20 protein-coding genes are annotated in these 22,218 nt (G+C 72.5%); 11 read left to right on the forward strand and 9 right to left on the reverse strand.

Annotated features, from left to right (window positions below):
- Window positions 1–74 precede the first annotated feature (74 nt).
- Window positions 75–1,694, reverse strand: a complete 1,620-nt coding sequence (locus ACFYZE_RS31760) for a cation acetate symporter (protein ID WP_389001692.1) — start codon at window positions 1,692–1,694, stop codon at window positions 75–77.
- Window positions 1,691–2,047, reverse strand: coding sequence for a DUF485 domain-containing protein (locus ACFYZE_RS31765; protein WP_389001695.1), 357 nt, complete (start codon window positions 2,045–2,047; stop codon window positions 1,691–1,693). Before ACFYZE_RS31765 ends, ACFYZE_RS31760 begins: the two co-directional genes overlap by 4 nt.
- Before the next feature lie 287 nt (window positions 2,048–2,334).
- Here ACFYZE_RS31765 and ACFYZE_RS31770 point away from each other — a divergent pair, with 287 nt between their 5' ends.
- The 3 genes from ACFYZE_RS31770 (at window position 2,335) to ACFYZE_RS31780 (ending at window position 6,543) form a co-directional block, all read left to right on the forward strand.
- A complete protein-coding gene (locus tag ACFYZE_RS31770; protein ID WP_389001698.1) occupies window positions 2,335–3,864 on the forward strand; it encodes a S8 family serine peptidase in 1,530 nt (509 codons plus the stop codon).
- A gap of 100 nt (window positions 3,865–3,964) precedes the next feature.
- On the forward strand, window positions 3,965–5,377 hold the full coding sequence (locus ACFYZE_RS31775; RefSeq protein WP_389001701.1) for a CoA transferase: 1,413 nt from the start codon (window positions 3,965–3,967) through the stop codon (window positions 5,375–5,377).
- A gap of 164 nt (window positions 5,378–5,541) precedes the next feature.
- Entirely contained in the window at window positions 5,542–6,543 is a 1,002-nt protein-coding gene (locus tag ACFYZE_RS31780) for a CopD family protein (RefSeq protein ID WP_389001937.1), read from the forward strand.
- Between the two features lie 75 nt (window positions 6,544–6,618).
- Here the strand turns inward: ACFYZE_RS31780 and ACFYZE_RS31785 are convergent, their stop codons facing one another.
- Window positions 6,619–7,332, reverse strand: coding sequence for a VIT family protein (locus ACFYZE_RS31785; RefSeq protein WP_389001704.1), 714 nt, complete (start codon window positions 7,330–7,332; stop codon window positions 6,619–6,621).
- Window positions 7,333–7,524: 192 nt separating this feature from the next.
- Here ACFYZE_RS31785 and ACFYZE_RS31790 point away from each other — a divergent pair, with 192 nt between their 5' ends.
- The 5 genes from ACFYZE_RS31790 (at window position 7,525) to ACFYZE_RS31810 (ending at window position 12,411) form a co-directional block, all read left to right on the forward strand.
- A complete protein-coding gene (locus tag ACFYZE_RS31790) occupies window positions 7,525–8,502 on the forward strand; it encodes a DEDDh family exonuclease (RefSeq protein WP_389001707.1) in 978 nt (325 codons plus the stop codon).
- 100 nt (window positions 8,503–8,602) lie between these two features.
- The gene (locus ACFYZE_RS31795) at window positions 8,603–8,836 is read left to right on the forward strand and encodes a hypothetical protein (protein ID WP_103845200.1); all 234 of its coding nucleotides are present in this window, start codon (window positions 8,603–8,605) and stop codon (window positions 8,834–8,836) included.
- 47 nt (window positions 8,837–8,883) lie between these two features.
- Window positions 8,884–9,708, forward strand: a complete 825-nt coding sequence (locus ACFYZE_RS31800; protein ID WP_389001710.1) for an SURF1 family protein — start codon at window positions 8,884–8,886, stop codon at window positions 9,706–9,708.
- Between the two features lie 157 nt (window positions 9,709–9,865).
- Window positions 9,866–11,650 (forward strand): glycoside hydrolase family 15 protein, encoded by a 1,785-nt coding sequence (locus tag ACFYZE_RS31805; protein WP_389001713.1) that lies wholly within the window; start codon window positions 9,866–9,868, stop codon window positions 11,648–11,650.
- A 5-nt stretch (window positions 11,651–11,655) separates the two neighbouring features.
- A complete protein-coding gene (locus ACFYZE_RS31810) occupies window positions 11,656–12,411 on the forward strand; it encodes an SDR family oxidoreductase (protein ID WP_389001715.1) in 756 nt (251 codons plus the stop codon).
- 247 nt (window positions 12,412–12,658) lie between these two features.
- Here the strand turns inward: ACFYZE_RS31810 and ACFYZE_RS31815 are convergent, their stop codons facing one another.
- From ACFYZE_RS31815 to abc-f, 3 genes are all read right to left on the reverse strand, one after another.
- Window positions 12,659–13,450, reverse strand: coding sequence for an enoyl-CoA hydratase/isomerase family protein (locus tag ACFYZE_RS31815; protein ID WP_389001718.1), 792 nt, complete (start codon window positions 13,448–13,450; stop codon window positions 12,659–12,661).
- A gap of 164 nt (window positions 13,451–13,614) precedes the next feature.
- On the reverse strand, window positions 13,615–13,836 hold the full coding sequence (locus ACFYZE_RS31820) for a helix-turn-helix domain-containing protein (protein WP_030578326.1): 222 nt from the start codon (window positions 13,834–13,836) through the stop codon (window positions 13,615–13,617).
- A 368-nt stretch (window positions 13,837–14,204) separates the two neighbouring features.
- On the reverse strand, window positions 14,205–15,803 hold the full coding sequence (gene abc-f / locus ACFYZE_RS31825; RefSeq protein WP_389001721.1) for a ribosomal protection-like ABC-F family protein: 1,599 nt from the start codon (window positions 15,801–15,803) through the stop codon (window positions 14,205–14,207).
- 414 nt (window positions 15,804–16,217) lie between these two features.
- Between abc-f and ACFYZE_RS31830 the strand changes: the two genes are divergently transcribed.
- Entirely contained in the window at window positions 16,218–16,631 is a 414-nt protein-coding gene (locus ACFYZE_RS31830; RefSeq protein WP_389001724.1) for a VOC family protein, read from the forward strand.
- 19 nt (window positions 16,632–16,650) lie between these two features.
- Here the strand turns inward: ACFYZE_RS31830 and ACFYZE_RS31835 are convergent, their stop codons facing one another.
- The 3 genes from ACFYZE_RS31835 to ACFYZE_RS31845 all read right to left on the reverse strand — a co-directional run bounded on the left by ACFYZE_RS31835 (window position 16,651) and on the right by ACFYZE_RS31845 (window position 20,210).
- A complete protein-coding gene (locus ACFYZE_RS31835) occupies window positions 16,651–18,060 on the reverse strand; it encodes a hypothetical protein (protein ID WP_389001727.1) in 1,410 nt (469 codons plus the stop codon).
- A 190-nt stretch (window positions 18,061–18,250) separates the two neighbouring features.
- Window positions 18,251–19,378, reverse strand: coding sequence for an alpha/beta hydrolase (locus ACFYZE_RS31840; RefSeq protein WP_389001730.1), 1,128 nt, complete (start codon window positions 19,376–19,378; stop codon window positions 18,251–18,253).
- Window positions 19,379–19,481: 103 nt separating this feature from the next.
- Entirely contained in the window at window positions 19,482–20,210 is a 729-nt protein-coding gene (locus ACFYZE_RS31845) for a class II aldolase/adducin family protein (protein ID WP_389001733.1), read from the reverse strand.
- Between the two features lie 437 nt (window positions 20,211–20,647).
- On the opposite strand from ACFYZE_RS31845, the gene ACFYZE_RS31850 reads away from it, so the two are divergent.
- Both ACFYZE_RS31850 and ACFYZE_RS31855 read left to right on the forward strand, forming a co-directional pair.
- Window positions 20,648–21,958, forward strand: a complete 1,311-nt coding sequence (locus tag ACFYZE_RS31850; RefSeq protein WP_389001736.1) for an anion permease — start codon at window positions 20,648–20,650, stop codon at window positions 21,956–21,958.
- Window positions 21,959–21,971: 13 nt separating this feature from the next.
- Window positions 21,972–22,187 carry a hypothetical protein gene (locus tag ACFYZE_RS31855; protein WP_389001740.1) on the forward strand — a complete coding sequence of 72 codons (216 nt, stop codon included), beginning with the start codon at window positions 21,972–21,974 and terminating at the stop codon, window positions 22,185–22,187.
- Window positions 22,188–22,218: the final 31 nt, after the last annotated feature.

Raw genomic sequence — 22,218 nt, forward strand, 5'->3', positions numbered from 1 at the left:
CCCGCGAGGGACGACGCGGCCGCGTCGTAGGACCCCACGATCCTGACGACGCGGCCGTCGGCGAGAAGCGGAGCTCAGTGCGCCCCGGCGCCGGTCAGCGACCGCACCTCCAGCTCGGCGTACTTGCCCGCGTCGGGCTCCTCCTTCGACAGGAGGGTGCCGAGCCAGCCCAGCAGGAAGCCGACCGGGATGGAGATGATGCCCGGGTTGTCCAGCGGGAACCAGTAGAAGTCGACTTTCGGGAACATCGACGTCGGCTTGCCCGAGACCACCGGCGAGAACAGCACCAGGCCGACGGCGGTGACCAGGCCGCCGTAGATCGACCACAGGGCGCCGGAGGTGGTGAACCGCTTCCAGAACAGGCTGTAGAGGATCGTCGGCAGGTTGGCGGAGGCCGCGACCGCGAAGGCCAGGGCGACCAGGCCGGCGACGTTCAGGTCACGGGCCAGGGCGCCGAGGACGATGGAGACGGCACCGATGCCGACCGTCGCCCACCGGGCCGCGCCCACCTCCTGCTTCTCGGTGGCGGTGCCCTTCTTGATGACGTTCGCGTAGATGTCGTGCGCGAACGACGAGGAGGAGGCCAGGGTCAGGCCGGCCACGACCGCGAGGATGGTGGCGAAGGCGACCGCGGAGATGGTGGCCAGCAGGATGGCGCCCCAGCTGGAGTCCACCCCGCCGAGGTGCAGGGCGAGCAGGGGTGCGGCGGTGTTGCCCGCCTTGTTGGAGGCGATGATCTCGTCCGGTTTGATGAGTGCCGCGGCACCGAAGCCGAGGGCGAGCGTCATCAGGTAGAAGGCGCCGATGAGGCCGATGGCCCAGTTCACGGACTTCCGGGCCGCCTTGGCGGTGGGCACGGTGTAGAAGCGGATCAGGATGTGCGGCAGGCCGGCGGTGCCGAGGACCAGGGCGATCCCGAGGGAGATGAAGTCCAGTTTGGTGGTGCCCGTGGCGCCGTACTTCAGGCCGGGCTCCAGGAAGGCGGAGCCCTTGCCGCTGTTGTCGGCGGCCTTGCCGAGCAGGTCGGAGATGTTGAAGTGGAACTTCAGCAGCACCAGGAAGGTCAGCAGCAGGGCGCCCGCGATCAGCAGCACGGCCTTGACCATCTGCACCCAGGTGGTGCCCTTCATGCCACCGATCGTGACGTACACGATCATCAGCACGCCGACCAGGGCGACGATGCCGATCTTGCCGCCGTCGCTGGTGATGCCGAGCAGCAGTGAGACGAGGACGCCCGCGCCCGCCATCTGTGCCAGCAGGTAGAAGATCGACACGACGATCGTGGAGGTGCCGGCGGCGGTGCGGACCGGGCGCTGGCGCATGCGGTAGGCGAGGACGTCGCCCATGGTGTAGCGGCCGGAGTTGCGCAGTGGCTCGGCGACCAGGAGCAGGGCGACCAGCCAGGCGACCAGGAAGCCGATGGAGTACAGGAAGCCGTCGTAGCCGAAGAGGGCGATGGCGCCCGCGATGCCGAGGAAGGACGCCGCGGACATGTAGTCGCCGGAGACGGCGAGGCCGTTCTGGAAGGCGGTGAACTGCCGTCCGCCCGCGTAGAAGTCGGCGGCGTCCTTGGTCTGACGGCCCGCCCAGACGGTGATGACGAGGGTCGCGGCGACGAACACCGCGAACAGGGTGATGATCAGCGGCCGGTGCTCGCTCGCCTCACCGGCGGCCAGGACGAGTGCGGGGCTCATGCGCGGCCCTCCATCCGGGACTTGATGGCCTCGGCCTTGGGGTCGAGCTTGGCGGCGGCGTGCCGCGCGTACCACCAGGCGATCAGGAACGTGGTGAGGAACTGGGCGAGGCCGAGCACCAGGGCGACGTTGACGTTGCCGAAGAGCTTGGTGCCCATGAAATCGCCCGCGTAGTTGGACAGCAGGACGTAGGCCAGGTACCAGGCGATGAACGCCACGGTCAGCGGGAAGGCGAACGAGCGGTGGGAGCGGCGCAGTTCGGTGAACTCGGCGCTCTGCTGCACCGCGCCGAACTCCTCGGCGGACGGCAGGACGTGTTCGGTCCTGGAGGGGGGAGGTGCGTCGGTGGCCACGGTGTCTCCTCGCGTTGCGGGTGGGGTGACGGCAATCACGTAACCGGCTGCGACCGTAGCGCTCCGGATTGTGATCCGACAGGGGCCCTCGGCCGTGTGCGGGCTCCCTGTCCTGGGTCACGGCGCCGCGCGGGGGCCGGTTCAACTCCCTTTTTTAATTTCGCTTGAACTTGTTGCTGGCCGGGCCGAGCGGCGGATAGCTTCGCCCTGCACCACTCGTCATGTACCTGCCGGTCACGTCACCCGTGTCCGGCAGGTTCACGTTTTCCGGATGATGTGGAGACCCCATGGCTCATCGCCGTTCGAGACGCCGCCTCGCCCTTGCGGTACCCGTCGTGCTGTCGCTCACCGCATCGCTGGGCTTCCTGCCGGGTGCCGCCTCGGCCGCCCCGCGCACCGCCACCACCGCCCAGAGCGCCGAGGGGCAGGAACTCGCCTACGTCGTCAACACCCGGACGGACCGTCACACGCTCTCGACGGTGCAGCAGGCGATAACCGCGGCCGGTGGCACGATCGTGGTGACGTACGACAAGATCGGCGTGATCGTCGCGCACTCCGCCAATCCGGACTTCGCCCGCACCCTCCGCGCCGTCCGCGGAGTGCAGTCCGCGGGCGCGACCCGGACCGCCCCGTTGACGGCCGCGGGCACGACGGACGAGGGCGCCGCGCAGTACCTGACGAAGGCGGAGGCGGCGAAGATCACGAAGTCCTCGGCGACCGCGGACGGCAGCGAGCCCCTCGAGGCCGACCAGTGGGACCTTCGCGCGATAGGCGCCGACAAGGCCGCGAAGATCAACCCGGGCAGCCGCAACGTCACGGTCGCCGTCATCGACACCGGTGTCGACGACACGCACCCGGACCTCGCGCCGAACTTCTCCGCGTCGCAGTCCGCGAACTGCGTCGGCGGCAAGGCGGACACCGCGTACGGCGCCTGGCGGCCGGCGAAGCCCGAGCACTACCACGGCACCCATGTCGCCGGCGAGATCGCGGCGGCCCGCAACGGCATCGGCGTCGCCGGTGTCGCCCCGAACGTCAAGGTCTCCGCCATCAAGGTGGCCGACCCGGTCAACGAGCTCTTCTACCCCGAGAGCGTCGTCTGCGCGTTCGTGTTTGCCGCCGACCACGGCGTCGAGATCACGAACAACAGCTACTACGTGGACCCGTGGCTGTACAACTGCATGGACGACCCGGACCAGCGGGCCATCGTCGACGCGGTCGACCGGGCCCAGCTGTACGCCCAGCGCAAGGGCACCCTCAACGTCGCCTCGGCGGGCAATTCCAACGACGACCTGGACTCCCACGCCCTGGTCGACGATTCCAGCCCCGACGACTCGACCGCGGTGACCCGCACCGTCGACCCGCACGAGTGCTTCGACGTGCCGACCCAGTTGCCGGGCGTCGTCACGGTCAGCGCGACGGGGGTCACCAATGCCAAGTCCTACTACTCCAGTTACGGCGACGGCGTGATCGACGTCGCCGGCCCGGGCGGAGACAAGTACCAGATCCCGGACACACCGTCGAAGAACGGGCGCATCCTCTCCACGATGCCGAACGGCCAGTACGGCTTCCTGCAGGGCACGTCGATGGCGTCGCCGCACGTCGCGGGCGTGGCCGCACTGCTGAAGTCCGCGCACCCGTGGGCGACCCCGGCCCAGCTCCAGGCGCTCCTCAAGGCGCAGGCGGACAACCCGGGCTGCCCGACCGCCCCCTACGACGGCGACGGCGACGGGGTCGTGGACGCGAAATGCGTGGGCGGCAAGCGCGTGAACGGGTTCTACGGCTTCGGCATCGTCAACGCCCTGCGCGCGGTGAAGTAGTCGCCGGCGGTCGGACCGCTGAGAAGCCGCGCAGAAGGGGCCGGGCCTGCGCACGGCCCCTTCGCCATGGCGATCCTGTCCACAGGGCATAGTGCCCACCATGACGGACACAGAGTTGGCGTGGGCGGCACTGGGCGGCGATCCCGCACTGTTGCAGAGGATCACGACGGTCGTACGGGAGGGGGCGCTGCCCTCGCGGCTTCCCGTACGGGAGGTGGCGCGGGCCTGCGTCGGGGTGTGCGCGCTGGCCGCCGCCGAGTGGGCGGCGCGGCGGTCCGGGCCGGCGGAGGTGCCACAGGTGCGGGTCGACGACGGGGCCGTGGCGACCGCCTTCCACAGCGAGCGGCATCTGCTGGTCGACGGCCGCGAACCGGTCAACTTCGCGCCACTTTCGCGCTTCTGGCGCACGGCGGACGGTTGGGTGCGCACCCACGCGAACTATCCGCACCACCGGGAACGTCTGCTCGCCGCTCTGGGACTGGCGGCGGACGCGTCCGTGGAGACCGTGGCCGCCGCGCTCGCCGAGCGGCCGGCCGTCGAGGTGGAGGAGAGCGTGTACGCGGCCGGCGGGCTCGCGGTCGCGCTGCGCACGCCCTGGGAGTGGGCGGCGCATGAACAGGGTCGCGCCGTCGCCGCGCACCCGCTGGTGGGGCGTGAGCGGCTGGACAAGGCGCCCGTACGCCCCCTCGTGCGGCTGGACGGTGATCCGCTGCTCCCCCTGGCGGGCGTCCGCGTCCTGGACCTCACCCGGGTCATCTCAGGCCCCGTGGCCACGCGCACGCTGGCACTGCTCGGCGCGGACGTCCTGCGCATCGACAGCCCGCACCTGCCCGAACTCCCCGACCAGCACGCCGACATGGACATCGGGAAGCGATCCGCCGCCCTGGACCTGACGGCGTCCGCGGACCGGCGGGCCTTCGAGAATCTGCTGGTGGAGGCGGACGTGGTCGTCACGGGCTACCGGCCCGGCTCACTCGACCGGTTCGGCATCTCCGCCGAGCAACTGGCCGAACGCCGGCCCGGCCTGGTCGTGGCGCAGTTGTCGGCGTGGGGCGCGTACGGGCCGTGGGGCGGACGGCGCGGCTTCGACAGCCTGGTGCAGGTCGCCACCGGGATCGCGGCGACCGAGGGGGCGCCGGAGCGGCCGGGTTCGCTGCCCGCGCAGGCCCTCGATCACGGCACGGGGTATCTACTGGCCGGGGCGGTCCTGAGGTCCCTGACCGAGCAGACCGAGGAGGGCGGGACCCGGGTGCTACGGCTGGCGCTGGCACGGACGGCGGCCTGGCTGACGGACGGGGCCGTCCGGAACGCCGGGGGCGCACAGGACGCCGGGGGCGGGCAGGTGTACGACGGCCCCGAGCCCTGGCTCGCCGAGACCGACAGCCCGCTGGGCAGGCTGCGGTACGCCCTGTCACCGGTCCGCTTCGCAGGCGGGCCGGTCGACTGGGCGCGTCCGGCGGGGCGGTGGGGGCAGGACCCGGCGCGGTGGCAGCCGGACCCGCGCGGGAACTGAGTCACCGGTGGCCGACATCGCACCCGTGGGCGGAATGCGTCTCCTCAGTTGATTGACTTCGGTTGCCCGGTTCTGTGGCGACTGGCGAAGATCCTGACATGAGCTCGATACGTCCCGCTGCCCAGCCCGACGGCTCAAACTCAGACTCCGGCTCCGGCTCCGACATGACGCCCGCGCCCGCCCCGGTCGCCGTGCCCGTCTCGCGCCCCTCGGCCCGCCGGGCCGTCGCCGCGCTCGTCCTTGTGACGGCCGCCGCCCTGATGCCGCTGCTCGGCCCCTCGGCCGCGCTGCACGGCACGGGTGAGGCGGCCGCGCCGGGGGCGGGTGGCATCGGCCTGCTGCGTGCGGTGCTGTTCGCGGCGCTGTGCATACCCGTGGGCGAGCTGTTGGTCGCTCGCCTGGTGCGTCGGACGCCGGGTGCGCCCGTGGCGGAGGAGCCGCGCAGTTGGGCGCCCTGGGCGGCCGGTGCGGGTTTCGTCGCGGCGCTGGGGCTCGCCTCGGTCGTCGCCACCGGCAATCTGGTCCCCGACAGGCTCGCCCAGATCGACGTCGGCGGGCTGTACCGCACCCGGGACGGCGCGCTGGCCCTGCTGGAGGTCAACGCGTTTCTCGTGGCCGGCCTGTGCGCGCTGTCGCGGCGAACGGCGCTCCAGGTCTGGCCGCTGACCGCGGTGGTCGTCGCCGAGGCGCTGCGCGCCCACCCGGCCACCGAGCACTCCCCTCTGGTCGGGTCCGGCCTGACGCTGGTTCACCTCGGCTGTGCTGCGCTGTGGTCGGGCGGTCTGCTGCACGCCCTGCGGCTGCTGACGCACTGGCGCACGGCTCCGGCGGCGGGCGCCGCTCTGCTGGGCCGCTACGCGCGCGTGGCGGCCGTTCTGCTCGCCTCGATCACCGCGACGGGAGTGTGGAGTTCGCTGCGCCGCATGCCGCCGGACACCGTCCTCGACCAGTTGACGACTACGGCGTACGGCCGCACGCTGGTCGCGAAGCTGCTGCTGGTGGCCGTCGTCGCCGTGCTCGCCCTGGCCGCCCGGCTGCGACTGCGGCGCGCCGCCGACCCGCTCGGCGCCTGTGTGCCCGCGCGGGCGGAAGTGGTGGTGCTGGGGCTGGTGGTCGCGGTCTCGGGCCTGCTGACGGCGCTGCCGCTCCCGATCCGCTGGTCATGACCGGCCGGCCGTGGCGAGCGTCCTCGGGAGTCGGCAGGACGAGGAGCATCGGCGGCCCGGTGGCCGATGGCCGGGTCACACACCCGCCGCCCCCAGCAACGTCCCTGCCGCGTAGGTGATCCCCATCGCCAAGGCGCCGCCCAGTACGTTGCGGGCCACGGCCTGTCCCGGCTTCGCCGCGCCCAGGCGGGCGCTCGTCCAGCCGGTGATGACGAGCGCGGCCAGGACGGAGGCGACCGTCACGAGCAGGCGCACCCCGGCCGGAGGCAGCACGATCGCCAGCAGCGGCAGCAGCGCCCCCACCGTGAACGCCAGGAAGCTCGCCCACGCCGCGTGCCAGGGGTTCGTCAGCTCGTCGGGGTCGATGCCGAGTTCCACGCGCGCGTGGGCGCGCAGGGCGTCCCGTGCCGTCAACTGCAGCGCGGCCTCGCGGGCCACGTGCGGGGACAGGCCGCGCCGCTCCAGTATCTCCGCCAGTTCCTCGAGCTCTGCCTCCGGCTGCTCCCTCAGTTCCCGCCTCTCCAGGGCCAGCGCCGCCTGCTCCGAGTCCCGTTGGGTCGACACGGACACGTACTCGCCCGCCGCCATCGACATGGAGCCGGCCAGCAGCCCGGCGAGGCCGGCCGTCAGCAGCGTGCCGCGGTCCGTCGTCGCCCCGGCGACGCCGACGACCAGGCCCGCCGTGGACACGATGCCGTCGTTCGCGCCGAGCACCGCCGCCCGCAGCCAGTTCAGCCGCGCGCCGAGGGCGCCGCCGTGTGCCTCGTCGTCGTGCGTGGGTTCCATCACACGGGGAGGATGGCACCTCTCGAGGCGGACGGCACCCCGGGCGCGCCCGTCACCGGCTCCCCTGACGGGAGCTCAGCTACGGTGTCGTCAACTGGTGCGAGGGGACTCCAGGGTTGTGCGCCCGGCGCGAGAGGATCGGGGGTCGTGGGTGGGGCGTGGGGCTGTCAGTCGTGGCCCGTATCCTCAGTGACCATGCTCGAAGACCGTACGACCGCGGCGTCCCCGGCCGCCTGGCCGGCCGCGTATCCGGAGAGGTACGCGGTCGTCGACGTGGAGACCACCGGCCTGGCCCGGGACGACCGGATCATCTCGGCCGCCGTCTACCGGCTGGACGCGCGCGGTGAGGTCGAGGACCACTGGTACACGCTGGTCAACCCGGAGCGCGACCCGGGCCCGGTGTGGATCCACGGTCTGACGAGCGAGGCCCTCGAAGGGGCGCCCCTGTTCCAGGACATCGCCGAGGAGTTCGCGGCCCGGCTCGACGGCCGCGTGCTCGTCGCGCACAACGCGGTCTTCGACTGGCAGATGATCGCCCGGGAGTACGCGCGCGCGGAGCGCGAGGCGCCGGTCCGTCAGCGGCTGTGCACCATCGCGCTGTCGAAGGAGCTGCGCCTGCCGCTGGCCAACCACAAGCTGGAGACGCTGGCCGCGCACTTTGGGGTGGTCCAGCAGCGCGCGCACCACGCGCTGGACGACGCGCGGGTGCTGGCCGAGGCGTTCCGGCCGAGTCTGCACGCCGCCGCCCGGGACGGCGTACGGCTGCCGCTGCTGGAGTGCCGCCCGCTGACGGAGTGGTCCGCCACCCCCACGGTGCCCCGCCAGTCCTCCGGGGGCTACCGACCCAGCAGTTGGCGCCCCTCCCGCAGGCGCCCCGCCTGCCCCTACCCCAACCCGGGCCGGTACGAGGAGGGCAAGCGGCTCAAGCAGGGCATGCGGGTGGCGTTCTCCGGGGACACCTCGACCGACCGGGAGCTGCTGGAGGACCGCGCCGTCGAGGCGGGGCTGCACGTGGCGACGAGCCTGTCCCGGCTCACCAGCCTGCTCGTCACCAACGACCCGGACTCGGGCACCTCCAAGACCGTGAAGGCGCGGCAGTACGGGACACCGGTGATCGACGAGGCGGCGTTCGGGCAGTTGCTGCGGGACGTGGAGCCCGCGTCGCCGGAGTGACCGTACCGTCGGCGGAGTGACCCGTACGGACGGGTGATTGCCGCGCGACTCGCCCGGCGCCCGCTCGCCCGCGCCGCGGCGACGGCTCACGCTGTGGCGCATGGCACGTTGCGAGGTCTGCGGAAACGACTACGGAATGACGTTCGAGGTGCACGCGCAGGGCGCGGTGCACGTCTTCGACTGTTTCGCCTGCGCCATCCACCGTATGGCGCCCATCTGCGAACACTGTCGCGTCCAGATCATCGGCCAGGGCGTCGACGTCGACGGCCACTGGTACTGCGGCGCCCACTGCGCCCGCGCGGAGGGGCAGGTGGGGATCGTCGACCGGGTCTGAGGCACCCCCGTGCGGGCGCGGCCCGGTCCGAGATGTACCGTCGTGGGGTGTACCGCTTCCTGTTGTCCCGGCAGTGGGTGATCCTCACCCTCGTGGCTCTCCTGCTCATCCCCACGATGATCAGGCTGGGCTTCTGGCAGCTGCACCGTCACGACCACAGGCAGTCGCTGAACAAGCTGATCACCGAATCGCTGGCCGCGTCGCCCGTGCCCGCCGAGACGCTCACCTCGGTGGGCGGCACCGTCCGGCACGAGGACCTCTACCGCCGGGTGACCGCGAAGGGCCGCTTCGACGCGGCGCACGAACTGGTGGTGCGCCGTCGTACGAACTCGGCCAACGAGGTCGGCTACCACGTCCTGACCCCCTTCGTGCTGAACGACGGCAGGACGCTCCTCGTCAACCGGGGCTGGATCGACTCCCCCGCCTCGCAGACCGCCTTCCCGGACATCCCGGCACCCGCCCAGGGCGAGATCACGGTCACCGGTCGGCTGATGCAGGACGAGACGACGGCCGCGAGCGGCATCAAGAACCTCAAGGGGTTGCCCGACCGCCAGATCATGCTGATCAACAGCAAGCAGGTCGGCGCTCTGCTGCGCGACGCGGGCGACACCTCCGCCAAGGAACTGCTCGGCGGCTACGTGGAACTGGTCTCCCCGGCCCCGAAGGGCGGCAGCCCCGAGCTGATCCCGTCGCCCAAGGAGGACAGCAGCTGGATCGGCCTCGGCGACATCAATCTGCCGTACGCGGTCCAGTGGTGGCTGTTCGCGGCGGGCGTTCCCCTCGGCTGGGTGATCCTGGTCCGCCGCGAGGCCCGGGAGCGGGCGAAGGCGGCGCAGGAGACGAGCGAGGAGCCGGCACCGGCCACGGTATGACCCCGGCCGGGTCCGCTCGGGTCCGGTGGCGGTCGGCGCTCTTCTCCGGCGCGGGCGCCACTGAGCATGGACCAGCGGTACGCACGTGGGCGGCACGGCGTCACCCGCCCGGCCCACCCCCTGGTTGCCGCCTCATCCCATCGGGAACCCGCTCCCCGTGCACCCGCGGATCGAGGACTACGCACTCATCGGCGACGAACAGACCGCCGCCCTGGTCGGCCGGGACGGGTCCATCGACTGGCTGTGCCTGCCCCGCTTCGACTCGCCCGCCTGCTTCGCCAAGCTGCTCGGCAGCGAGGAGCACGGCCACTGGAGGATCGTGCCCAGGGGCGCCCACCTGTGCACGCGCCGCGCCTACCGTCCCGACACCCTCGTCCTCGACACCGACTGGGACACCCCGGACGGCACGGTCCGCGTCACCGACTTCATGCCCCAGCGCGACCGCGCCCCCGACGTCGTACGCGTCATCGAGGGCCTGGACGGCCGGGTCACCGTGCACGGTGAGCTCCGGCTGCGCTTCGACTACGGCTCGATCGTGCCGTGGATGCGGCGGAGCGACGGTCACCGGGTGGCGGTGGCGGGACCGGACTCGGTGTGGTTGCGCAGTGAGCCCCCCGTGCGCACCTGGGGCAAGGACTTCGCCACCCACTCCGAGTTCACGGTCGGCAAAGGGGACAGGGTCGCCTTCGTCCTGACCTGGCACCCCTCCCACGAGCCCCGCCCCGCCCTCGTCGACCCGTTCGAGGCCCTGGACAGCAGTGTCGAGGACTGGCGCGCGTGGGCGGCGCGGTGCCGTTACCGCGGCCCGCACCGGGACGTCGTGGTCCGCTCCCTGATCACCCTCAAGGCGCTCACCTACGCGCCCACCGGCGGTATCGTCGCGGCCCCCACCACCTCCCTGCCGGAGTCCCTGGGCGGCGTACGCAACTGGGACTACCGCTACAGCTGGCTGCGCGATTCCACGCTCACCCTCCAGGCCCTGCTGGCGGCCGGCTACCACGAGGAGGCCGAGGCCTGGCGTGACTGGCTGCTGCGCGCGGTCGCCGGCAAGCCGGCGGACCTGCAGATCATGTACGGCATCTCGGGCGAGCGGCGGCTGCCCGAGTACGAGCTGCCCTGGCTGCCCGGTTTCCACGGTTCGGCGCCGGTCCGGGTCGGCAACGACGCGGTGAGGCAGTTCCAGCTGGACGTGTACGGCGAGGTCATCGACTCCCTGTCGGTGGCCCGCCGCGCGGGTCTGCCCGTCAGACCGCCCATGTGGCGGGTGCAGTGCGCGCTGCTGGAGTTCCTGCGGACGGCCTGGCGGCAGCCTGACGCGGGACTGTGGGAGGTGCGCGGGCGGCGCCGCCACTTCGTCTACTCGAAGGTGATGGCATGGGTGGCCGCCGACCGCGCCGTGCGCACCCTGGAGGAGCACCCGCACCTCGACGGCGACCTCGACGGCTGGCAGGCCATGCGGCAGGAGGTGCACCGGGAGGTGTGCGAGCGGGGCTACGACCACGAGCGGAACACGTTCACCCAGTACTACGGCTCACGGGCGCTGGACGCCTCGCTGCTGCAGATCCCGCTCGTCGGCTTCCTGCCGCCGGACGACCCGCGGGTGACCGGCACGATCGACGCGGTGCGCGCGGAGCTGTCCTGCGACGGTCTGCTGCTCCGGTACGACCCGCGGCACACCGACGTCGATGCGCTGCCGGGCGAGGAGGGCGCGTTCCTCGCGTGCTCGTTCTGGCTCGCGGACGCCCTGCACCTCACCGGTCGCACGGACGAGGCCCGGGAGCTGTTCGAGCGGCTGGTCGAGCTGTGCAACGACGTCGGTCTGCTCGCCGAGGAGTACGACCCGGTGACCGGCCGGCAGCTCGGCAACTTCCCGCAGGCGTTCAGCCATCTCGGCCTGGTGGGGACCGCCCTCGCCCTGGACGGGGGCGAGAAGGCAGGATAGGGGCCATGGATCTTGGACTGAAGGACCGGGTGTACGTCGTCACCGGGGCGACCCGCGGGCTGGGCAACGCGGCCGCGCGGGAACTCGTCGCCGACGGGGCGAAGGTGGTGATCACCGGCCGCGACGGGAAGCGGGCCGAGGAGGCGGCGGCGGAACTGGGCGCGAACGCAGTGGGCGTGACCGCCGACAACTCCGACCCGCAGGCGGCGGCCCGGCTGATCGCGACGGCCCGTGAGCACTTCGGCGGCTTCGACGGCATCCTGATCAGCGTCGGCGGGCCGCCGGCCGGAGGGGTCGCCGACAACACGGACGAGCAGTGGACGGCGGCGTTCGAGTCGGTGTTCCTGGGCGCGGTGCGGCTGGCGCGCGGGGCCGCCGCGGAGCTGACCGAGGGCGGCGTCATCGGGTTCGTGCTGTCCGGTTCCGTGTACGAGCCGATCCCGGGGCTGACCATCTCCAACGGGCTGCGCCCCGGTCTCGCGGGCTTCGCCAAGTCCATCGCGGACGAGCTGGGCCCGCGCGGCATCCGGGTCGTCGGCCTGCTCCCGGCCCGCATCGACACCGACCGGGTGCGCGAGCTGGACGCGCTGTCCCCCGACCCGGAGGCGGCCCGCGCGGCCAACGAGTCCCGCATCCCGCTGCGCCGCTACGGCACCCCGGACGAGTTCGGCCGCACGGCCGCGTTCCTGCTGTCCCCGGCGGCGTCGTACCTGACCGGCATCATGGTCCCGGTGGACGGCGGGGCGCTCCACGGCTTCTGAGTCGCGTACGGCCGGCCCGCGGACGGCTCGGCCCGGCGCCGGACGCCACGCGGCCGCCTACGACGCTCGGCCCGGCCCGCGGACGCCACGCGGCCGGCGACGGCGCTCGGCCCGGTGCCGGATCCCGCGCTCGGCCGGCCGACGGCGCCCGGCCCGGGTCGACGCCGAACGCGCCGCAGGCGTCCCAGGTGTCCCAGGCAGGCAGAGCCACCGGGCCCGCGCGTCGCGGGCCCGGTTCGGGGTACGTCTATTCGCCCACGCCCGCCAGATCCCGCAGCCGCCGGGCCTGGGCGGCCCGTTCCGCGGCGCGCTGGGCCTCGTAGGTCCGCTCCTGCGCGCCGCGCAGCAGTGCCTTGGTCTCGATCACGGCGTCGCGGGGCGCCGCGAGCAGGGCGCTCGCCAGGTCCCCCACCGCCTCGTCGAGCTGGTCGCGCGATACGGAGATGTTCGCGAGCCCGGTGGCCACGGCTTCCTCGGCCCCGACGAAGCGGCCCGTCACGCAGATCTCCAGCGCGCGGGCATAGCCGACCAGGCCCACCAGCGGATGCGTGCCGGTGAGGTCCGGTACCAGGCCCAGGCTCGTCTCCCGCATGGCGAACTGCACGTCGTCGGCGACGACGCGCAGGTCACAGGCGAGGGCGAGCTGGAACCCCGCTCCGATCGCATGGCCCTGGACAGCGGCGACGGACACGATGTCGCTCTGCCGCCACCAGGTGAACGCCTCCTGGTACCCGGCGATGGTGGCGTCCAGCTCCGTGTCGCCGCTGCGCGCGAGGTCGATGAAGCTCGGTTCGCCCTCGATCCCCTCGGGCGTGAACATCTGACGGTCCAGCCCGGCCGAGAACGACTGACCCTCGGCACGCAGCACGACCACGCGGACCGAACCGGGCAGCGCCCGCCCGGCCTCCGTCAGCGCGCGCCACAGAGCGGGGCTCTGCGCGTTGCGCTTGGCCGGGTTGGTCAGCGTCACCGTGGCGATCGCCTCGTCGACGGTGAGCCGTACGCCGTCCTTGTCGAGTACCGGGTCGAGCGAAGCCATGGGGCGCCTCCGATGGGTGCGGTCAACAGCGGGTGCCGTGGCACGGCATCCTAAGTGACTGCACAGTAACCACCCGGCCGGACGGGGGCACCCCCCGGGCCCTCAAGGCGCTGGGGGACTGACCGACCGGGTGGCCACCACCGAAGCCGATGGGCCGCCCGGCGTCAGGCCGACTGGGCCTTCTTGCCCCGCGTCGCCCCGCCACGCCCTCGAAGCGTGACGCCCGACTCGCTGAGCATCCGGTGAACGAAGCCATACGAGCGGCCGGTCTCCTCGGCCAGCGCTCGGATGCTCGCACCGGAGTCGTACTTCTTCTTCAGGTCTGCCGCGAGCTTGTCGCGCGCGGCGCCGGTCACCCGGCTGCCCTTCTTCAGAGTCTCGGCCACCCGTGCCTCCTCATGGGAAGTGCGCTCTGGTCTCCTCATGATCACCCCTCCGGGGCGCGATGGCCACCCATTCGGCAAGGTCCGTGCGACAAGGTTGTGACGACAGGAGCACATCCCCACGAGTGGAATCCGGGATTCCGCCCGGTCGTGTCCGTACACCCGAACGGGTTCATCGGGGAATCGCCAGGTCAGTGACGTGCGACAGCCGAGCCCGCCCCACGGAGCGGCTCGGCCGTCGAATCGGTGCAGGACACACCCTGGTACGAGGAGATCTCACACAGATGATGGATCACGGATCGGCCGAATGATCCATACGCAGTGGATCAGCCGTTCGATCAAGCGCCCCTGACCGCCCGGCGCGGGGGCCGTCAGGCGAGCGTGACGAGGTCGGCGTAGTCCGCGCCCCACAGGTCTTCGACACCGTCCGGCAGCAGGATGATCCGCTCCGGCTGGAGCGCCTCGACCGCGCCCTCGTCGTGGGTGACGAGGACGACCGCGCCCTTGTAGGTGCGCAGTGCGCCGAGGATCTCCTCGCGGCTGGCCGGGTCGAGGTTGTTGGTCGGCTCGTCGAGGAGCAGCACGTTCGCGGAGGAGACGACCAGGGTGGCGAGGGCGAGACGGGTCTTCTCGCCGCCGGACAGGACGCCGGCGGGCTTGTCGACGTCGTCGCCGGAGAACAGGAACGAGCCGAGCACCTTGCGGACCTCGACCAGGTCCATGTCGGGCGCGGCCGAGCGCATGTTCTCCAGCACCGTCCGGTCCGGGTCGAGGGTCTCGTGCTCCTGCGCGTAGTAGCCGAGCTTGAGGCCGTGACCGGGGACGACCTTGCCGGTGTCCGGCTGCTCGACGCCCGCGAGCAGACGCAGCAGGGTGGTCTTGCCCGCGCCGTTGAGGCCCAGGATGACGACCCGGGAGCCCTTGTCGATGGCCAGGTCGACGTCGGTGAAGATCTCCAGGGAGCCGTACGACTTCGACAGCCCCTCCGCCATCAGCGGGGTCCTGCCGCAGGGGGCCGGCTCGGGGAAGCGGAGCTTGGCCACCTTGTCCTGCTGGCGGACCTCATCCAGGCCGGCCAGCAGCTTCTCGGCCCGGCGGGCCATGTTCTGCGCGGCGACCGTCTTGGTGGCCTTGGCGCGCATCTTGTCGGCCTGGGCGTTGAGCGCGGCGGCCTTCTTCTCGGCGTTGGCGCGCTCCCGCTTGCGGCGCTTCTCGTCGGCCTCACGCTGCTGCTGGTAGAGCTTCCAGCCCATGTTGTAGACGTCGATCTGGGCGCGGTTGGCGTCCAGGTAGAACACCTTGTTGACGACCGTCTCGACCAGGTCGACGTCGTGCGAGATGACGATGAAGCCGCCGCGGTAGGTCTTCAGGTAGTCGCGCAGCCAGATGATCGAGTCCGCGTCCAGGTGGTTGGTCGGCTCGTCCAGGAGCAGGGTGTCCGCGTCGGAGAACAGGATGCGGGCCAGCTCGATGCGGCGGCGCTGACCGCCGGAGAGCGTGTGCAGGGGCTGGCTGAGCACCCGGTCGGGCAGGTTGAGCGCGGCGGCGATGGTGGCGGCCTCGGCCTCGGCGGAGTACCCGCCCTTGGTGAGGAACTCGGTCTCCTGGCGCTCGTACTGCCGCAGGGCCTTCTCGCGGGTGGACCCCTTGCCGGTGGCGATGCGCTGCTCGTTCTCGCGCATCTTGCGGATCAGGACGTCGAGGCCGCGCGCGGAGAGGATGCGGTCGCGGGCGAGGACGTCGAGGTCGCCGGTGCGCGGGTCCTGCGGGAGGTAGCCGACCTCGCCGGAGCGGGTGACGGTGCCCGCGGCCGGGATGCCCTCGCCGGCGAGGACCTTGGTGAGGGTGGTCTTCCCTGCGCCGTTGCGGCCGACGAGGCCGATGCGGTCGCCCTTGGTGACGCGGAAGGTGGCGTTCTCGATGAGGATGCGGGCACCGGCGCGCAGCTCGATGCCGGAGGCGGAGATCACGGACAGACTCCTGGGCGGGACGGTGGCGGGATGGGCGGCTGAGGACGTTCCCGCCGTCTAATGCGCGAGGAGAATGGCCATGGGCCCCAGTCTAACGGGGCGGTGCAAGCACTTTTTCCGTACGCGGCGTCCCGGGCCGCGACGTCCGTCTTCGCGGCAGCGTGACGGCGGTGGTGTGACGTTCACTACGCGCCGCGCAGGGTACGCGCCGAAGCGGCGCACGGGGGCGCGGCGCGGCCGGTGTGTCCCCCGTTCGGGCCACGGCCCGGCGTCACTCGGTGGGGCGGTGCGAGGCTGGCACCCCTGGCGCCAGGGCCTGTTGTGGAACTCCCGTCGTCCGCCGCGTTGTCAGTGGTCGGTGCGAGAGTGGGCACAGGCCGGGATTCGGGCCGGACACCGAAGGGAGTGACGGCGATGGCGGGCATGGACGGCAGGCGTCCCAGCATCTGCCCGGCGCTGCTGTACGCGGACGCGAAGGCGGCGATCAGGCAGCTCACGGAGGCCTTCGGTTTCACGGAGCTGTCGGTGTACGAGGGCGAGGACGGATCGGTGCTGCACGCCGAGCTGGTGCAGGGCAACGGCGTGGTGATGCTGGGTTCGAAGGGCCGCGGCGGCCTCTTCGACGAGGTGATGAAGGGGGCGGGTCCCTGCGGGGTGTACGTCGTGGTGGACGACGTCGACGCACACCACCAGCGGGCCGTGGAGCACGGCGCGGAGATCCTGATGCCCCCGACGGACCAGGACTACGGGTCGCGGGACTACATGGCCCGGGACGCCGAGGGCAACATCTGGAGTTTCGGCACGTACGCGCCCGAGACAGCCTCCTGACGGCCTCTGTCCGAGGGGGTCAGCTGCCTCCGGTGTGGACCTGGAAGGCGGCTCGGCGCACGGCCCTGGCGAGCGCCGGGTCCGGGTGGGCCGCGGCGAGGGCGACCAGGACCTGGACGGTACGGGGGTGTCCGACCGCGCGCACCTCGTCGAGCAGCGCGGGCACGGTGGCCTGCACGGCGGACTCCAGGTGGCGGACCAGGAGCGGGGCCTCACCGTGGTCGGCGACGGCGGCGGCGGTGTCGACCCACAGCCAGGTGGCCTCCTCGCGGGTGAGCACCTCGTGGGCGTCCTCCGGGTCGACGCCGTCGTGCTCGGCGAGCCAGAGCAGGGCGTAGGGGCGCAGCGTGGTGTCCTCGGCGGCGCGGCGCACCTCGGGCTCGGCGGGCGCGCCGACCACGCGCAGCGCCTCGAAGGCCAGCCCGCGCAGCAGGGCGTCCTCGCCGCGGGCGGCGTCGAGGAGTTCGGTGACGGCGCCGCCTACGGGGCGGGCAGCCAGCCAGGCGCGGTACTCGGCACGCGCCGCGTTCGGGCGGAGCTGGGCGCAACCGCGGAGCATGTCCTCGGCGTTCTGCTCGATGTTCCCGGCGGGGCTCTGCGCGGCCACGCAGATCTGCTCCAGCTTGACCCACACCGCCCAGCTGCCGAGCGGGGTGAGGGTGGCCTGCCCGTCGGCGCAGGTGAGGGCGCCGACGTAGGCGAGCGCGTCGAGGGCCCAGGCGAGCAGGGGGGCGAGCTCGGACTCGTCGGCGGAGTCCGGGACCGGCGGCACGACGGGCTCGGGCCGGGGCCCGTAGGGGACCTCGCAGCGCTCGGTGCGCAGTTCGGTGACCCGCTGCTGGAGCAGGTCGAGGAGCTGCTCGACGGGGACGGGCCCGGCGGACAGCTGAAGGAAGGAGAGCACCTGGGGCATGGCCGAGACGACTTCGGCGACGGCGGCGTGCTCTCGGTCCGCCGGCTCGGGGCAGGCGAGCGACCAGGCGTCGAAGAGGGCGACCCAGCCGCGCAGTACGGCGGAGTCGTCCCGGTCCCAGGCGCGCAGCCGCCAGCCGGGGCGGGCGCTGTCGCCGTGCACCTCGACGAGGCCGGCCAGGCGCGCGGTGTCCCAGTCGGCGCGCACCTGAGCGACGGTCAGGCCCAGGTCGGCGGCCGCCCGTTGCGCGGTGGCGTCGGACAGAGTGCCCTTGCCGTCGGGGGACGCGCCCTCGCGTCCGGGCCCGAGCGTGGCGTCGGCCCAGTGGGCGACACGGGCCGCGCCGGCCAGGCGGGTGCGGGCCATTTTCGCCAGTTCCGCGGGCGGCGGCGTGCCCTCCGGCGGCCTGGGTGCGGGGCGGCGCGTGCGGCGCTGGGTCACCGCTCGGGGGGCGGCGGCCAGCGGCCGGGGTCGGACGAGTCGGAGCCTGGAGTCGCGCGGAGTACGGGACGTCACGGGTGCAGTCTTCCGGTTGACGGTCCGAAAACCCAAACGGAATGCCTCGGGGGGCCCGACGGGAGCCGACGAGACAACTCTCAGAGGGGCCGGGAAGAGGGACAGCTCTGGTCGGGTGGGCCAAGCGGAAGGGGGTGCCAAAGGGTGCCGCGACTGTGTGCCGGCGACGCGGGCCGTTGCGTCGGCACCGTCACATCAACGGCGTGAGGAAGCGCCGCATGGCCTCCTCGTAGGCCTCGGGGTCGGCGTTCCACATGGCGCCGTGCGGGGCGTTCTCCACCGTGTGCAGGGTGACCAGGTTCGCGCGCCGCTCGGCCAGACGGCGTGAAAGGCCCCAGGGGGCGATCGTGTCGTCGGGCCCGTGGAAGATCAGCACCGGCACCTTGAGGTGCTGGGGGTCCGCCGCCTTCTGGGTGCGGTCGCCGTGCACACCGGTGCGGCCCTGCGCGGCGCGGACGGCCAGCGGCAGCAGGGCTCCGGGGGTGCGGCGCGCTGCGGCCAGGGCGCGCAGCGTGACCTCCCAGCTGAGGACGGGCGAGTCCAGGACGAGCCCGGAGACCCGCTCGCGCATCGCCGAGTGGGCGGCGGCGTGCAGCGCCATGGCGGCGCCGGTGGACCAGCCGTGCAGTACGACCCGCTCGGCCCCGGCCCGCACAGCGTGGCGGATCGCGGCGTCCACGTCGCGCCACTCGGTCTCGCCGAGGTGGTTCAGGCCGTCCGGGGAGCGGGGCGCCCCGGGGTCGCCGCGGTAGGCGATGTCGAGGACCGGGAAGTGGTGGCGCTGCAGGAATCCCAGGACGTTCATGGGGTGTTCCCGGGTGGTGCCGAGCCCGTGCACGGTGATCACCCAGGTGTCGCGGGCGCCCGGCAGGAACCAGGCGGGCAGGGTCCCGAGTTCGGCGGGCACCTCCACGTCGGTGTGCTCCAGGCCGAGGGCGGTCCGGGGATCGCCGGTGTACAGGGCGGGGGTGAGCCAGACCTTGTCACCGGGCTCGAGCGTGCCCTGTGTGACGCGTTCCAGCCGGCGTACGACCGTGTCGACGGTGTGCGGGGCGGAGTCCAGGACCGGGCCGACGACCGCGTGCGAGCCGTCACCGGTCAGTCCGTAGGTGCCCGGCCGCTGGGAGGCCAGGTCGCGGGTGAGGGCGATCCGGCCGGCCGCCAGGGAGTGCACGGTGAGGCGGGGTTCCGTGGGCAGCGGACGCCCCGGCGGTGCCTTCAGCGCGGCGTCGCTGGCGAAGCGGCCCGCGGCGATTCCCGCAGCGCCCGCGGCGATGGCTACGGTGACGGCTGCGGCCGCCGCTTTGACAGTGCGCATCCATCCAGTCTCCCGGTGGAGCCCGCCCCCGGCCAGTGGGGAGAAGGGCGTGGGGGTGTGACCCACGGGGCGCGCCGCAAGGCGGCCCCGGCCGGCCGGTCCACTAGGGGTTCGTGGGCCCCTGATGCTGCCCGTACCCCCGCAACCGCTCCCCTACCTCCGCCACCTGCTCCGGGCTGAGCAGGTGCGGGGTGAGGCCCGGCACGGACGACGCCCTCAGCCACACGCGGCACATCCACTCCAGCTGGGCCGTGCGGTCGTAGGCCTGGTCCAGCGAGGCACCGTGGGCGACCGTGCCGTGGTTCTGCAGGAGGCAGGCGCTGCGGTCGGTCAGGGCGCGGAGCATGTTCTCGGCCAACTCGGGGGTGCCGTAGGCCGCGTACGGAGCGACCCGCACCGCACCTCCCAGCGCGGCGGCCATGTAGTGGATCAGCGGCAGCTCCCGTACGAGCGTGGAGACGGCCGTGGCGTCGGGGGCGTGGGTGTGCACGACGGCCCGGGCGTCCGTCGTGCGGTAGACGGCCAGGTGCATGGGCAGCTCGCTGGTCGGGCGCAGCGTGCCGAGCACCTGTCGTCCGTTCAGGTCGACTCCGACGACGTCATCTGGGGTCAACCGCTCGTACGGCACTCCGGTGGGGGTGACCAGCACGGTGTCGCCGACGCGTACGGAGACGTTGCCGGAGGTACCGACGACCAGTCCGTCGGCGACCGTGCGGCGGGCCGTCGCGACGAGCTGGTCCCAGGCCCGCGCCACCTCCTCCGCCGCACCCGACCCCTGCCCGTGCCGTACGGCCTCCCGGGCGTCCCCTGCGTCATGTCGCTGATCGGCCATGCCGTGATCCTGCCAGGCGGGGTCCGCGCGGGGGGTGACCCGGCGCACTGTGCGCCCGGAGCCCCGATCGGTCCGGCGCACTGTGGGCCGGAGACCCGATCGGTAAGTACGCATATGTGGACGTACCTTCCCCAGGAGGCGGTCCACGACAGCGGGAGCCCGAAGGGTGACCAAAGTCTCTTCGACGGGCCCCGGGACCGGCTGAAGCGGTTCACGACGAACCGGCGGAGAGCAGGGCGCACCCCCCTGAGGCACGCCAAGGCTTCCTGAAGCCCGAATTCCGGCTTCCGTTCGAGGCCGCAACCCTCGTCGGCCGACCACAAGCGGAACGCCGGTACGCCGATCGGTACACCCTTCAGCCCGCCTCAGTTCATCTTCCGTTCACCCAGGTTGCCTACGGTCCAACAGCCACTGACCTCCCACAGAAGCCTGGGTAAATGGAACACATCACGCTCCTCCTCGGAATCGTGATCGTCACCGCTCTCGTGTTCGATTTCACGAACGGTTTCCACGACACAGCCAACGCGATGGCGACGACCATCTCGACCGGCGCCCTGAGGCCCAAGACGGCGGTGGCGATGTCCGCCGCGCTGAACCTCCTCGGCGCCTTCCTGTCCGTCGAGGTCGCCAAGACGATCTCCGGCGGCATCATCAACGAACAGGGCATACGCGTCGAAGTGATCTTCGCCGCCCTGGTGGGCGCCATCCTGTGGAACCTGCTGACCTGGCTCCTCGGTCTGCCCTCCAGTTCCTCCCACGCTCTCTTCGGCGGTCTGATCGGTGCCGCCGTCACCTCGGCCGGCTGGTCCGCGGTGAACGGCTCGACGATCGTCACCAAGGTCCTGATCCCCGCGGTGGCCGCGCCGCTCGTGGCGGGCCTCGCCTCCATGCTCGCCACCCGCCTGTCGTACGTGATCGGCAGCCGCGCCGACGAGAAGGCGACCGCGAAGGGCTACCGCGCCGGGTCGATCGCCTCGGCCGGACTGGTCTCCCTGGCCCACGGCACGAACGACGCGCAGAAGACGATGGGCATCATCACGCTGGCCCTGGTCACCGGCGGTGTCATCGCCCCCGGCTCGAACCCTCCCACCTGGGTCATCGTCTCGGCCGGTCTGGCCATCGCGCTCGGCACCTACCTGGGCGGCTGGCGCATCATCCGCACCCTCGGCAAGGGTCTGACGGACCTGGCGCCGCAGCAGGGCTTCGCCGCCCAGACCAGCGCGGCGACCGCGATCCTCGCCTCCTCGCACCTCGGCTTCTCCCTCTCCACCACCCAGGTCTGCTCCGGCGCCGTCATGGGCGCGGGCCTCGGCCGCAAGGGCGGCGTGGTCCGCTGGTCCACCGCGACCCGGATGCTGACCGCGTGGGTTCTGACGCTCCCCGCGGCCGGCCTGGTCGGCGCGGGCGCCGAACTCCTCACCAAGCAGGGCACCTGGGGCACGGTCGCCACCGGCGTGCTGCTGGTCGCCGGCGCCGGTGTCATCTGGACGCTCTCGCGCCGCAAGCCGGTCACGGTCGACAACGTCAACGACGTCGAGACGGAGCCCGCGGGCGTCGTCACCGCGGCGATCGCGGCGGTCATCCCGCCCCCGGCGGGCCCCGTCGTCGCGGCCGACGCCGCCGCGGCCGACAGCGCGGCGCCCGGCACCGCCCCGGCGGGCACGGACGCCACCACCGACCTGCAGGCCACGATCCCGGCTCCGGACGCCGGCCCCTCCGCGGAGCCGGCCCCCGCCGCCACGGTTTAAGGAATCACCACTCATGAAGATCGACTGGGCAGCCCTCGGCTCCGTCTTCGGCGTCAGCCTCGGGGTCACCGTGGCCCTGGTGGCCCTGTTCACCCTGGGCGTCGTGGGCCTCACCAAGAAGGACTCGGCCCGGGGCGGCACGGCCGCCCTGGCGGCCACCGGCGCCTACGCCTGCTTCGCTGCGTGCGCGGCGGCGGTCGCGTACGGGATCCATCTGATCGTCGCCTGACGGCCGGAGCACTTCACAATCACCCCGCAGC

It is taken from the genome of Streptomyces sp. NPDC001796 (assembly GCF_042892355.1).
Lineage (GTDB): Bacteria > Actinomycetota > Actinomycetes > Streptomycetales > Streptomycetaceae > Streptomyces.

Excerpts from the sequence above, each read along its gene's own strand:
- ACFYZE_RS31840 (WP_389001730.1), bottom strand. The coding sequence starts at position 19,378 with ATGCGCACTGTCAAAGCGGCGGCCGCAGCCGTCACCGTAGCCATCGCC.
- ACFYZE_RS31850 (WP_389001736.1), top strand. The coding sequence starts at position 20,648 with ATGGAACACATCACGCTCCTCCTCGGAATCGTGATCGTCACCGCTCTC.
- ACFYZE_RS31770 (WP_389001698.1), top strand. The coding sequence starts at position 2,335 with ATGGCTCATCGCCGTTCGAGACGCCGCCTCGCCCTTGCGGTACCCGTC.
- ACFYZE_RS31830 (WP_389001724.1), top strand. The coding sequence starts at position 16,218 with ATGGCGGGCATGGACGGCAGGCGTCCCAGCATCTGCCCGGCGCTGCTG.
- ACFYZE_RS31760 (WP_389001692.1), bottom strand. The coding sequence starts at position 1,694 with ATGAGCCCCGCACTCGTCCTGGCCGCCGGTGAGGCGAGCGAGCACCGG.
- ACFYZE_RS31795 (WP_103845200.1), top strand. The coding sequence starts at position 8,603 with ATGGCACGTTGCGAGGTCTGCGGAAACGACTACGGAATGACGTTCGAG.
- ACFYZE_RS31845 (WP_389001733.1), bottom strand. The coding sequence starts at position 20,210 with ATGGCCGATCAGCGACATGACGCAGGGGACGCCCGGGAGGCCGTACGG.
- ACFYZE_RS31810 (WP_389001715.1), top strand. The coding sequence starts at position 11,656 with ATGGATCTTGGACTGAAGGACCGGGTGTACGTCGTCACCGGGGCGACC.
- ACFYZE_RS31780 (WP_389001937.1), top strand. The coding sequence starts at position 5,542 with ATGACGCCCGCGCCCGCCCCGGTCGCCGTGCCCGTCTCGCGCCCCTCG.
- ACFYZE_RS31815 (WP_389001718.1), bottom strand. The coding sequence starts at position 13,450 with ATGGCTTCGCTCGACCCGGTACTCGACAAGGACGGCGTACGGCTCACC.
- ACFYZE_RS31775 (WP_389001701.1), top strand. The coding sequence starts at position 3,965 with ATGACGGACACAGAGTTGGCGTGGGCGGCACTGGGCGGCGATCCCGCA.
- ACFYZE_RS31790 (WP_389001707.1), top strand. The coding sequence starts at position 7,525 with ATGCTCGAAGACCGTACGACCGCGGCGTCCCCGGCCGCCTGGCCGGCC.
- ACFYZE_RS31855 (WP_389001740.1), top strand. The coding sequence starts at position 21,972 with ATGAAGATCGACTGGGCAGCCCTCGGCTCCGTCTTCGGCGTCAGCCTC.